The sequence below is a fragment of the Microbacterium sp. ZW T6_19 genome (genome assembly GCF_044987465.1).
Classification (GTDB): domain Bacteria; phylum Actinomycetota; class Actinomycetes; order Actinomycetales; family Microbacteriaceae; genus Microbacterium; species Microbacterium natoriense_A.
The window spans coordinates 291,491-303,298 of the sequence record NZ_JBJDRH010000003.1; the positions used below are offsets into that span (position 1 = coordinate 291,491).

The 11,808-nt window shown below is 68.2% G+C and carries 13 protein-coding genes; 6 read left to right on the forward strand and 7 right to left on the reverse strand.

All coding sequences use genetic code 11. The features are described 5' to 3' along the window. Positions 1-35: 35 nt before the first annotated feature. The 6 genes from ACI3KT_RS06420 to ACI3KT_RS06445 all read right to left on the reverse strand — a co-directional run bounded on the left by ACI3KT_RS06420 (position 36) and on the right by ACI3KT_RS06445 (position 6,694). Positions 36-962 (reverse strand): glycine betaine ABC transporter substrate-binding protein, encoded by a 927-nt coding sequence (locus ACI3KT_RS06420; RefSeq protein WP_404903193.1) that lies wholly within the window; start codon positions 960-962, stop codon positions 36-38. Further along, on the reverse strand, positions 955-1,905 hold the full coding sequence (locus ACI3KT_RS06425) for a proline/glycine betaine ABC transporter permease (RefSeq protein WP_292906871.1): 951 nt from the start codon (positions 1,903-1,905) through the stop codon (positions 955-957). The genes ACI3KT_RS06420 and ACI3KT_RS06425 overlap by 8 nt, the downstream gene beginning before the upstream one ends. After that, entirely contained in the window at positions 1,902-3,245 is a 1,344-nt protein-coding gene (locus tag ACI3KT_RS06430) for a glycine betaine/L-proline ABC transporter ATP-binding protein (protein ID WP_292906869.1), read from the reverse strand. The genes ACI3KT_RS06425 and ACI3KT_RS06430 overlap by 4 nt, the downstream gene beginning before the upstream one ends. A gap of 320 nt (positions 3,246-3,565) precedes the next feature. After that, positions 3,566-4,672: a class I SAM-dependent methyltransferase gene (locus tag ACI3KT_RS06435; protein WP_404903195.1), complete on the reverse strand. Its 1,107-nt coding sequence runs from the start codon at positions 4,670-4,672 to the stop codon at positions 3,566-3,568. Between the two features lie 14 nt (positions 4,673-4,686). Then, on the reverse strand, positions 4,687-5,418 hold the full coding sequence (locus ACI3KT_RS06440; RefSeq protein ID WP_404903197.1) for an IclR family transcriptional regulator: 732 nt from the start codon (positions 5,416-5,418) through the stop codon (positions 4,687-4,689). 1 nt (position 5,419) lies between these two features. After that, positions 5,420-6,694: an alanine racemase gene (locus tag ACI3KT_RS06445; RefSeq protein WP_404903199.1), complete on the reverse strand. Its 1,275-nt coding sequence runs from the start codon at positions 6,692-6,694 to the stop codon at positions 5,420-5,422. A gap of 102 nt (positions 6,695-6,796) precedes the next feature. Between ACI3KT_RS06445 and ACI3KT_RS06450 the strand changes: the two genes are divergently transcribed. From ACI3KT_RS06450 to ACI3KT_RS06475, 6 genes are all read left to right on the forward strand, one after another. Beyond that, the gene (locus ACI3KT_RS06450; protein WP_404903201.1) at positions 6,797-7,717 is read left to right on the forward strand and encodes a sugar kinase; all 921 of its coding nucleotides are present in this window, start codon (positions 6,797-6,799) and stop codon (positions 7,715-7,717) included. Positions 7,718-7,778: 61 nt separating this feature from the next. After that, positions 7,779-8,384, forward strand: coding sequence for a bifunctional 4-hydroxy-2-oxoglutarate aldolase/2-dehydro-3-deoxy-phosphogluconate aldolase (locus ACI3KT_RS06455; RefSeq protein WP_404903202.1), 606 nt, complete (start codon positions 7,779-7,781; stop codon positions 8,382-8,384). A 140-nt stretch (positions 8,385-8,524) separates the two neighbouring features. Then, positions 8,525-8,902: a GntR family transcriptional regulator gene (locus ACI3KT_RS06460; RefSeq protein ID WP_292906858.1), complete on the forward strand. Its 378-nt coding sequence runs from the start codon at positions 8,525-8,527 to the stop codon at positions 8,900-8,902. Beyond that, positions 8,899-9,801, forward strand: a complete 903-nt coding sequence (locus ACI3KT_RS06465) for an ABC transporter ATP-binding protein (protein WP_404903204.1) — start codon at positions 8,899-8,901, stop codon at positions 9,799-9,801. The genes ACI3KT_RS06460 and ACI3KT_RS06465 overlap by 4 nt, the downstream gene beginning before the upstream one ends. Continuing rightward, a complete protein-coding gene (locus ACI3KT_RS06470) occupies positions 9,801-10,487 on the forward strand; it encodes a hypothetical protein (RefSeq protein WP_292906854.1) in 687 nt (228 codons plus the stop codon). The genes ACI3KT_RS06465 and ACI3KT_RS06470 overlap by 1 nt, the downstream gene beginning before the upstream one ends. Before the next feature lie 128 nt (positions 10,488-10,615). Further along, positions 10,616-11,416, forward strand: coding sequence for a MerR family transcriptional regulator (locus tag ACI3KT_RS06475; protein ID WP_404903206.1), 801 nt, complete (start codon positions 10,616-10,618; stop codon positions 11,414-11,416). A 144-nt stretch (positions 11,417-11,560) separates the two neighbouring features. Here ACI3KT_RS06475 and ACI3KT_RS06480 read toward each other — a convergent pair whose 3' ends face one another. Next, the gene (locus ACI3KT_RS06480) at positions 11,561-11,779 is read right to left on the reverse strand and encodes an SCO4848 family membrane protein (RefSeq protein WP_404903207.1); all 219 of its coding nucleotides are present in this window, start codon (positions 11,777-11,779) and stop codon (positions 11,561-11,563) included. Positions 11,780-11,808 lie beyond the last annotated feature (29 nt).

The following is an 11,808-nucleotide window of genomic DNA, read 5'->3' on the forward strand; positions in this document are numbered from 1 at the left end:
GACGGGTCAGGGGGTTGCGCGTGGTGCGTGACCCCTTAGCCGTTCACGGTCCAGTCGAACTGGTCGCCGTACTCCTCGAGCCAGGCGTCGACGGCATCCGCCTCTTCGCCCTCGCCGTACTGGTTGACGACGAGGTCTTCGAGCGCTCCGTACTGCTCGTCGTCGAGCGTGATCTTCTCGATCAGCTCGGCCGCCTCGGGGAACTCATCGGAGAACCCCTTCGTGCCGAGGAAGTGCAGGCCTTCGGCCTCACCCATCGCGCCCTTCGGGTCTTCGAGATCCTTCACGGGGAAGGCGTCGTTGGCCCAGAATGGACGCCACAGCGTGACGACGATGTCCTCCTGCTTCTCGGTGGCCGCCTTCAGCTCGGTGAGCATGGCCGCGGTCGACGAGGTGAGCAGCGAGTACTCGCCGTCGAGCCCGTATGCCGACAGCATCTTGCCCGCCTGACCTGTGAGGCCCGCGCCCGGCTCGATGCCGACGATCTTTCCGCCGAAGTCGCCCCCGCGCCCTGCGAGATCCTCGATCGAGTCGATGTCGGAGTACTCAGGCACCGCGATCGTCAGCTTCGCGTGGTCGTAGTACGCGCCGAGATCCTCGATGTCGTCGGAGTACTTCTTCATGTACTCGGCGTGGGTGAGCTCGGGCCAGGCCGACGGGTAGAGGTCGACATCGCCCTGAGCGAGTCCCGCATAGAGCGGCCCCGCCTCGGTGAGCGTCTTCATCTCCACGTCGTAGCCGAGCTTCTCGAGCTGATCCTGCAGCAGGAACGCCGTGCTGAGGCCGTCGGTCCAGCTGGGCAGATAGCCGAGCGTGATGGTTCCCTTGTCGCCGCCGCCTGCGCTCGAACCGTCGCCGGTGAGACTGCTGGTGCCGCCGGCGCCGTCGGTCGCGCAGCCTGCGAGGGCGAGCGTCGCCGCGAGCCCGAGAGCCGCTGCGCTGAAGATCCTGTTCTTAGGCATTCTGAAGCTCCTTCTCGTCGGTGCGGACCGCACTGGCGTCGGCCACCGCCGCAGATGCCGCGGCAGCACGCTGCCCGGAGCGTCGCTGTGCGAGCGTCCAGAGCAGGGAGCCGGGGTGGCGGCCCAATGACCCGAGCGCCGCGGTGACGCGGTCGAGGAAGACGGCGATGAGCACGACGCCCAGACCGGCCTCGACGCCCTTGGCGATGTTCACGGTCGAGATGGCCTCGACGACCATCTTCCCGAGTCCGTCGGCGCCGGCCATTCCGGCGATCACGGCCATCGACAGCGCGAGCATGATGACCTGGTTGACGCCGGCGAGGATCGTCGGCATCGCGAGCGGCAGCTGGATGCCGCGCAGGATCTGCGAGGGCGTCGCGCCGAAGGCCTGCCCGGCCTCGACGGTCTCGGAGTCGACTCCGCGGATGCCGAGTTCGGTGAGGCGCACGCCCGGGGGCAGCGCGAAGATCACCGTGGCGACGAGACCGGGAACCACGCCGATGCTGAAGAACACGATCGCGGGGATCAGGTAGACGAACGCCGGCATGGTCTGCATGAAGTCGAGCACCGGTTTGAGCACCGCGCGCACAGTGGGATTGCGGGCCGACCAGATGCCGAGCGGGATCGCGATGAGCACCGCCACGAGCGCCGCGACCAGCACGAGCGCGAGCGTCTGCATCGCGGGCACCCACAGTCCCATCGCGACGATGAGACCGAAGGAGATCACGGTGCCGATCGCGAGCTGCCATGAGCGCACCAGCCAGGCGATCAGCGCCGCGACCACGATCACGACGTAGAAGTAGGGCAGGAGCAGGAGGAAGGTGAGGCCCTCGACGAGGAACGTCACCACGAACGAGACGACGTCGAGGAAGCCGTCGAGATTGGCTTTGATCCAGTCGACGGCGGACTCGACCCAGGTGCCGACGGGCAGGTGGAAGTTCATCGGGTGATCTCCTCGCTCGGCGTCGCATCTTCTCCGCGTTCGAGTCCGCGCTCGACGACCGGGAAGGTCGCCGGCTCTGCGGTCCAACCGTCATCGAGCACCGCGTCGATCTCGGCCTGCGGCATCGGCATGAGCGGCAGCGTGAGCTCGCCCGTCGCGCCGGGACCGGGGCCGAGGGCAGCGAGCAGGGTGACGCGCGGGATGACGCCGACCAGTCGGCCGTCGGCATCCGTCACCGCCAGCGGCACGGGCGATTCGACGGCCGGGATGAACAGGTTCATCAGCACCTCGTTCTCGTCGACCGCGAGCGGCACGGGCTTCAGGATCGACGCGAGCGTCGTCTCGCCCTTGCGGACCAGCTTCACGGCGTCGCGGTCGGTCACGATGCCGACGAGCTTGCGGTCGCGCCCGACGACGTAGGTCGCCGACATGTAGGCGTCGCGCATCTGGCGCAGCGCAGTGCGAGGTCCTGCCGTTTCGGCCACGACCGGACGGGGGCGCTCCATCACGTTCGACGCGGTGAGCACGCGGGCGCGGTCGACGTCCTGCACGAACTGCTCGACGTAGTCGTTGGCGGGGTCTGTGAGGATGTCCTCCGGCGTGCCGATCTGCACGATGCGACCGTCGCGCATCACCGCGATGCGGTCGCCGAGGAACATCGCCTCGTTGAGGTCGTGCGTGATGAAGACGATGGTCTTCTGCAGCTTCTCCTGCAGCTCGAGGAGCTGCTCCTGCATCTCGCGGCGGATCAGCGGGTCGAGGGCGCTGAACGCCTCGTCCATCAGCAGGATGTCGGTGTCAGCGGCGAGGGCACGGGCGATGCCGACGCGCTGTTGCATGCCGCCCGAGAGCTCGGAGGGCAGCTTGTCGCCTTGGCCCTCGAGCCCGACGAGGGAGAGTATCTCCTCGGCCTTCGCGAGGCGCTCGGCACGGGGCACGCCCTTGAGCTCGAGCGGGTAGGCGACGTTCGCGACCACGGTGCGGTGCGGCAGCAGGGCGAAGTGCTGGAACACCATCGAGATGCGGTCACGGCGGATCTCGCGCAGACGCGAGGCGGGGATGCCGGTGATCGGGTCGCCGGCGACGAGGACCGAGCCGTCGGTCGCCTCGTGCAGCCCGTTGAGCATGCGGATGATGGTGGACTTGCCCGAGCCGGACAGTCCCATGATGACGAAGATCTCACCGCGGTTCACGGTGAAGCCGGCGTCGATGACGGCGGCTGTTCCTGCGTCGGTGACGTCGGTGCGGCGCTCCCCGGCCTTCAGCCGGCGAACGGCCTGGTTCGGATTCTTCCCGAACACCTTGTAGAGATGGCGCGCTTCAAGTGCGATTTCGGACACGTTTCCCCCGCGGCGCGCCCTGTGGGGCGAGCCCGCTTCGGTTACGCCCGGGTGACGTTCACGGGGCCGTTTCGAGTGCTTCGCTGTGGCGGCGCTGGCAAGGGATTTCGGATCCCTCGCAGAGAACATCGACCGTACGCCCACGCCTCTTCGCAGCACAGCACATCGAAAGAAGGACGCGGCCGCGGACTGGTCTTGGGCCAGAAGACCCACAGACCAACATAACGAAATGGCCGATCAGGGGCAAATCCGGGATGCTGATCACTGTTCGGTTTCCGCGGCTGACCGGGGGAATGCGCGGGTCTCGCGAGTATGAAGAGTCAGCGCCTGACGCTGCGCGTCACCGTGAACTTCGGCGTGCGCTCGACCTGCTCGGTAGTGCCGATCAGACGCGTCAACTCGGCGCGGTAGCCGAGCGAGGAGTTGTAGACCGTCCAGAGCTCGCCGCCGGGGCGCAGCATCCGAGCCGCCGCCTCGAACAACCGGGTCGCCGCACCGGTGTGAACGCTCGTGCCGAGGTGGAATGGCGGGTTCAGCAGCACGACATCGATCGATCCCTCGGCGATCTCTGATCCGGCGTCGTCATGCGTCACGGTCACGCGGTCGTCGACCCCGTTCGCGAGAACGGTGGCTCGAGCGGATGCCGCGGCCGCCGCCGAGCGATCGGTCGCGATCACGTGAGCCCCGGGGTGAGCGATCGCGTACGAGACCGCGAGCGCACCCGTGCCGCAGCCCAGGTCGACGACGGTCTCCCCCACGGGCATCCGCCCGAGCGCGTCGAGCAGCACGCGAGTGCCGATGTCGAGCCGGGCTCCGGCGAAGGCGCCACCGTGCGCGACGAGGGTCAGACCTTCGTGCTGCGCCGTCACCGGGAACGGCGGCGATGCGGGGGCGGGCAGCGGAGATGACGCCACGATCAGCCGTGACTTCCGCTCGGCACGCTGCGCCTGCACCGACGCGAACGAACGCGCGAGCACCTCGTTCTGCGCGAGAGTCATGTGCTTGACCCTGCCCCCGGCGACGAGCACGGCATCCGGAGCGGCCCAGCGCGCCACGGCATCTGCGATCTCTTCGAGCTCTGCGAGCGACTTCGGCAGCTGCAGGAGCACGAGCCGAGCGCCGGCGAGCAATGCCGAGTCGAGCTCGTGCGACACGAAGCCGGTCAGACCGAGATCCTCGGCGTTCAGCGCCAGTGCTCTCCGACCGGTCGCAAGATCCTGATGGACCCGGATGCCGCTGAGCCCGGCATCCGTCAGCGCCAGCGTGATCGCGCCGTACTCGTCGCCGATGACGGTGATCTCCGCACCCGGGATGTCGGAGTCGAGCGCTCTCTCGACGAGCAGCAGATCGGTCGCGTCGTGAGCCTGCAGGTTCTCGGCCTCGACGTCGGGCCGCCGGCGAAGGCGGGCGTAGGGGAAGTCGGGCACCTCCCCAAGATACGTCAGCCGACCTCGCGGGCGATCTGCGCCGCCGTACGCTGCAGCAGCGGAATGCGCACGGCGAGCTCGTCGAGATCCTGCACAGCGCGGACTGCGGTGAGCGAAAGCGCGCCCACGACGCCCATCGGGCCGCGGATCGGCACGGCCACGCAGTTGACGAAGTCCTCGAATTCCGAGTCGTCCACTGCCCAGCCCCGAGCCGAGATCACGTCGAGTTCGGCGTCGAGCGCACCCCTCGACGTGAGGGTGTTGGCGGTGTGGGGTGTCCATGCGGTGCCGGCGAGCACGGCATCCCTGCGCTGATCGTCGAGGTCCGCGAGGATCGCCTTGCCGACCCCCGTGCAGTACGGCGGCACGCGCGACCCGATGCGCGAGTACATGCGCATGCCGCTCTGGTCCTCTGCTTTGTCGACATAGACGATCGAGTCGTCGATCAGCGCGGCGACGTGCAGGGTGTTGCCGGTGACCTCGTGCAGATCGCGCAGCGGAGCAGCTGCGGCCTTCCTGAGGTCGAGATGCTCCAGCGCGACCTGGGCGAGCGAGACGAGGTGGAACGCCAGCACGTACGCCCCATCGGCCCGTCGACGCACGTAGCCGACGTCTTCGAGCGTCTGCAGCTCGCGGAACATGGTCGAGCGGTGCAGCCCGAACTCCGTCGCGAGTTCGGCCACGCTCTGCGGACGCGACGCGATCGCATCGACGATGAGGGCGGCCCTGCGCACGCTCTGCGACATGTCAGAAGAACGTCCGCACGAGCTCGATCACGCGGTCGTCATCGGGCGAGGCCACGACCGGCAGGTAGTGCCACTTGTCGAAGGCCGTGCACGGGTGCGACAGCCCGAGCCGCACGACATCGCCGACGTGTACCTCGGCGGAGCGCAGGAACGTGTGCTGGTCGTTCATGGCCGAGATCGTGGCACCGGGCAGCGCTGTGAGCGGGGCGCCGAGGTCGGCGGCGACGCCCTGCGGCTCTGGCAGCCCCTCGTCGAACGGGAGGTCGCGTTTGCCGCCGTCGAGCAGCGCGAGCCCTGGTTCGGGGTGCGAGACGACACGGGCCCAGCCGTGCATGGCCGAACGCAACCGCCCCTCGTCGCTGCGACCGCCGTCGAGAGGGGAGATGCCGCGGTAGAAGCCATCGTCATGCACGATGTAGGCGCCCGAGCGCAAGGTGAAACGGGTGCGATCGTCGCGCGCGATGGCCGGGGCGTACACGTCGGCGACGAGGTCGAAGTAGGCGCTGCCGCCGGCCGTCACGAAGACGTCGCCCTCGTCGTCGTACAGATCGCTGATCGCATCGTGCAGTGCGATCTGATTCTCGAGATATCCCCGCACCGCGGCGAGCGCCGCAGGAGAGCGGTCATGGCCGAGGCTGCCTTCGTACCCTGCCACACCGGCGAGGCGGAGGACGTCGGATGCCGAGATCGCCCGTGAGATCTCGATCGCCTCGTCGACGGTGCGTGCGCCGGTGCGTCCACCCGGGGCGCCGAGCTCGACGCACACGTCGACGCGGCGGGGCACTCCCATCTCGCGGAGTGCACCCTGCATCCGCTCCACCGTCTCGAGCGAGTCGGCCCAGCTGACGAACGAGAGGTCGGGGTCGGCGAGTTCGGCCGAGAGGTAGCGCAGCGAGCGCGGGTCGATCACGGCGTTCGCGAGCATGATGTCGGCGAGACCGAAGGTGCGGGCGACGCGGACCTGGTCCATGTTGGCGAGCGTGATGCCTGGGCATCCGGCGTCGAGCTGGCGCTGCCACAGGGCGGGAGCCATGGTCGTCTTGCCGTGGGGCATGAGCTCGAGTCCGCGCTCGGCGGACCAGTCGGCCATCAGGGCGATGTTGTCGCGCATGGCTGCGCCGTCGAGGGCGATCAGCGGCGTCCAGAACTCGGGGAGCCGGGGGGTTGTGGCGAGGAATGCGTCGACCGTGAGCCCGAACGCGCGCTCGGGGATGCCCTTGTCGCGCGCCGAGAGACGCTCGGCGCCGAGCCCGTCGAGCAGAAGCCGCTGTGCCATCCGAGTCCTCCGCAGTCCTGGTACTGGGTCGAACCTACTCCAGGAACCATGTCTGTGCATATGCTGCAACGCTCGTTGCGTGCGCTGCACACACTCGTCATCATGACAATCATGACCGCAGCCGCCACCCCGGCCCTGATCGCCATCGGGGAGACCATGCTCCTCGTCACGCCGACCGATGCCACGCCCCTCGCCGAGGCCGAAGATGTGCGGCTGAGCATCGGAGGCGCCGAGTCGAACGTCGCCGCGCACGTCGCCATCCTCGGCCAGAGCGCCGCATGGGTGAGCCGCCTCGGCGACGAGGTGCTCGGACACCGCGTGCACCGCGCTGTCGCCTCACACGGCGTCGACACGCGCTGGGTGGGCTTCGACCCCGCCGCACCCACCGGGGTGTACTTCAAAGACCCCGGCCACGGCGTGCGCTACTACCGCGCCGGCTCGGCCGCCTCGCGCATGACCCCCGAGACCATCGCCGAGGTGCCGCTCGAAGACGCGCGGATCGTGCACGTCTCCGGCATCACGCCCGCGCTCTCCGCGAGCTGCGCCGCCATGATCGACACCGTGATCGACCGCGTCGCCGCGAGTCCGGCCCTGCTGAGCTTCGACGTGAACCATCGCGCGGCGCTGTGGTCGGCATCCGAGGCAGCGCCCGCGCTGCTCGCACTTGCGAACCGCGCCGACATCGTGTTCGTCGGGCTCGACGAGGCCGAGACGCTGTGGGGATGCCGCACCGCCGCCGACGTGCGAACGCTCGTGTCGGCTCCCTCTCACCTGGTCGTGAAGGACGGTGCGGTCGGAGCGACGGAGTTCTCCCCCGACGGCGTGGTGTTCGTGCCGGCCATCCCGACCGAAGTGGTCGAGGCCGTCGGAGCGGGCGACGCGTTCGCCGCCGGATATCTGTCGGGCGTGCTGAACGGAAGCTCTCCGCACGAGAGCCTGCGGCGCGGACATGAGCGAGCACACCTGGTGCTGCAGTCGACCCACGACGTGGTCGGTGTCGGCGAGACGGATGCCGCGGGCTGACCGCCCGCGATCGATGACAGGACCGGCCGCCCCCGCGGCCGGAGACGAGAGAAGGAAGACGATGGACAACTCCGGTTTCGAGCAGCTCTTCGGGGGCGCACCGCTCATGGCGATTCTGCGCGGCATGGGCGTCGAGCGCAGCCTCGCGGTGTCGACGACCGCGTGGGATCTGGGCATCGACATGGTGGAGCTCCCCATTCAGACGCCGGAAGACCTCGAGGCGTTGCGCGTGGTCTCGGCCGCTGCTCGCGAACGCGGCAAGATCGTCGGCGCCGGCACCGTGGTGTCGCTCGAGCACGTCGCCCAGGCGGCCTCAGCCGGAGCATCGTTCACGGTCAGCCCGGGGCTGGACCTCGAGGTCGTCCGCGCGTCGCACGAGGCGGGCATGCTCAGCATGCCCGGCGTCGCGACCGCGAGCGAGGTGCAGCTCGCCATGAAGTCGGGGCTGACCTGGCTGAAGGCGTTCCCCGCCTCAGTGCTCGGGCCGCAGTGGCTCACCGCCATGCGCGGGCCGTTCCCGCAGGCCCGGTTCGTCACCACAGGAGGAATGAACGCGACGAACGCCTGCGAATATCTGAGCGCGGGTGCCAGCGTCGTCGCCGTGGGGACCGCGCTGGAGGATCCGGCGCAGCTGCCGCTTCTCGCGTCGCTGCTCGGGCGGTCCTGACGCATCGCGCCCCATCCCTGGAAGAGCCGCCCGGCATACCGAGGCGGCTCTTCTGCGTTTTGGGGCTCATCTTGACAAGCGCTCAGACCCATGGGTTACTTAGTCATGTAACTAACCAACCAACTGCCTCCGGAGGACCCGTGATCGAAGAAGGCAAGCCGCTCTTCCTCCAGATCGCCGAGCGGATCGAGGACTCGATCCTCGACGGCTCGCTGACCGAGGAATCGCAGGCGCCTTCGACGAACGAACTCGCGGCGTTCTACCGGATCAACCCGGCCACGGCAGCGAAGGGAGTCGCAATGCTCACCGACAAGGGAGTGCTCTACAAGCGCCGCGGCATCGGCATGTTCGTCGCGGCCGGTGCCAAAGATCTCTTGCTCGGCGAACGCCGCTCCGCGTTCGCCGACCGCTACATCGATCCACTGCTCGCCGAGGCCCGCACGCTCGGGCTCGGCCCCGACGATCTCGCGAACATGCTCGCCGAGCGGGCCGCTCGCACCGAAGGGAGCCCCGCATGACCGCCGTCATCGAGGTGCACAACCTCACCAAGCGATACAAGGACAAGAACGCCCTCGACGACGTCACTCTGTCGCTCGAACCGGGCGCGATCTACGGCCTGCTCGGCCGCAACGGCGCCGGCAAGACCACGCTCATGTCGATCCTCACGGCGCAGAACTTCGAGACGTCAGGCACCGTGAAGGTCTTCGGCGAGCATCCGTACGAGAACGCGAGGGTGCTCAGCCGGCTCTGCTTCGTCCGCGAGAGCCAGAAGTACCCCGACGACGCGCACCCGCGCCACGCCTTCAAGGCGGCGAGCATGTTCTTCCCGAACTGGAGCCAGGCCGTCGCCGACGATCTGGTCGAGCAGTTCCAGCTGCCGATGAGACAGAAGATCAAGAAGCTCTCCCGCGGTCAGCTCTCCGCCGTCGGGGTCATCATCGGAATCGCGTCTCGCGCGGAGATCACCTTCTTCGACGAGCCGTACCTCGGCCTCGATGCGGTGGCCAGGCAGATCTTCTACGACCGCCTGCTCGAGGATTACGCGGAGCACCCGCGCACCGTCATCCTCTCGTCTCACCTGATCGACGAGGTCGCCAACCTCATCGAGAAGGTGATCGTGATCGACAACGGCCGGATCATTCTCAACGACGACACGGATGCCGTGCGCGACCGCGCCATCACCGTGATCGGCGACGCGTCCGTCGTCGACTCATGGACGACAGGCCGCGAGGTGCTGCACCGGGAATCCCTCGGCCGGGTGGTCTCGGTGACCACTCTGGGCGCGCTCACGCCGGAGGAGCGAGCGGATGTCATCGCCGCCGGCCTCGAACTCGCGCCCGTATCGCTGCAGCAGCTCATCGTTCGACTCACGCAGAACTCGTCGGCCAAGTCCGCCGTGAAAGAGGAGGTCGTGTGATGCGACGCATACTCAACGTCGTCCGCCTGCAGCTGATCAACCGCAACACGTTCTTCTGGATCCCGCTGATCATCCTCGCCGCGGCGACGGCGATGTCGATTCTCATCTACCTCCTGATCCCGTCAGGCGAACCGAAGTACGGCGGCGGGGCACAGGCGCCGCTGTGGTACTTCTTCGCGATCGGCATCTCGGCGATGACCCTCACCTTCCCGTTCTCACAGGCGATGAGCATCACCCGTCGCGAGTTCTTCCTCGGGACGATGCTGACGGCGGTGCTCGGCAGCACCTTCATGGGCCTGCTCTTCCTGATCGGCGGGGGCATCGAGCTCGCCACCGGCGGATACGGGGTCAACGGGTGGATGTTCTACCAGCCGTGGGCGTGGGTGGCTGGTCCGCTCGGCGCCTTCGTCGTGTTCTTCACGCTCGCGCTGTTCTTCTTCGTGATCGGTTTCACCGGCGCCACGATCTTCAAGACCTGGGGCGGCGTGGTGCTGACGATCATCGGCGTGGCGTTGGGCTTGGCGCTGATCGGCTTCGCCTACCTCGCGACGCGCTTCGAATGGTGGGGAGACGTCGGCCAGGTTCTGGGCGCCCTCGGCACTGTCGGCGTCGCGCTGTGGGGTCTCGTCGTCGTGGCCGTGCTCGCGCTCTTCTCGTTCCTCGCCTTCCGCCGAGCGAAGCCGTAGGCACGCCGCGCTCGCCGCTCGCCGCCGTGCTCATCCGCGGCCTTGCCCGCATCGTGATGAGAGCCCGCCAGGACGCGCAGGAGCGAGAGACTTGACCCTGACACTGTGGAAGGCGAGATAACGGAGACATGTTATCCATCGGAGCGTTCGCGCAGATCGGCCAGGTGACCCATCGGATGCTGCGGCATTGGGACACCGCCGGGCTGCTCGTGCCCGCCCACGTGGACGAGTCCAGCGGCTATCGGTCGTACGATCCATCGCAGCTCGAGCGGCTGCACCGGATCGTCGCCCTGCGCCAGCTCGGCTTCGGCCTCGACGACATCGCGCAGATCCTCGAGCAGGGGATCGACGCCGGCCGCATCGCGGCCATGCTGCGCGTACGCCGAGCCGAAGTCGAAGAGGAGCACCGCGTCGCCGCGGCCAGACTCGTCGACGTGGAACGGCGGCTCCACCTCATAGAGAGCGAGAACCAGATGTCCACCGTCGAGATCATCGAGAAGCCCCTGCCCGCCGTGCGCCTCGCCGCGCATGTCGCCTCCGTGCCGGAGGACGAGGTGGGCGCCGCGGTCGGCCCCCTGTTCGAGCGCATCGAGCGCGTGCTCGGCGACGAGTGCGGCGCGCTGTCGACGCCGATCGCGCAGTACGAGCTCACCGAAGACGGCATGGAGATCACGGCCGGCTACGCATACGGCGGAGAGCGTCGAGAGGGACTCGAACTCGTCGATCTGCCTGCTGTCGAGCTCGCGATCTGCGGCGTGCACCTGGGGTCGATGGATCGCATCCGTGAGACCTGGGGAGCCGTACACGCCGAGATCATCGCCCGTGGCTTCGTGCCCAGCGGACCGTGCCGCGAGCTCTACGTGCGGGCGGTATCGGAAGATCAGTCCGACTGGGTCACCGAGCTGCAGCAGCCCGTCGCGCGGCCCTGACCAGGAGGTGACGCGGGCCTGGCTTCAGGTTCGACCAGGACTCACCCCGGCGTGCGAGAAGTCGGAGTTTGCGCGCGACATGCCGTGCAGGAGACCCCGCGGGCGGCGTGTCGCGCCGCGGCTCCGACTTTTCGCACGCAGAGGTCAGAGAGCCCCCGTCAGGGCGACGACTCCGACGAGCACCGAGACCAGGGCGAGCACGAGCGCGATCGCGATCAGCACCGCGTGCACCTTCAGGAATGCGGTCGACTTGCCGTTCTCGTCCCTCGCGCGCGGGTCGTTCGAGACCCGCTTGTAGAACTGCGGCCAGACGAGGGCGTTGAACGCGGCGTTGAGGAAGAGCACGACAGCGAGGACGATCACCCCTCCACGCTAACCTCCTTCTCGCGAGG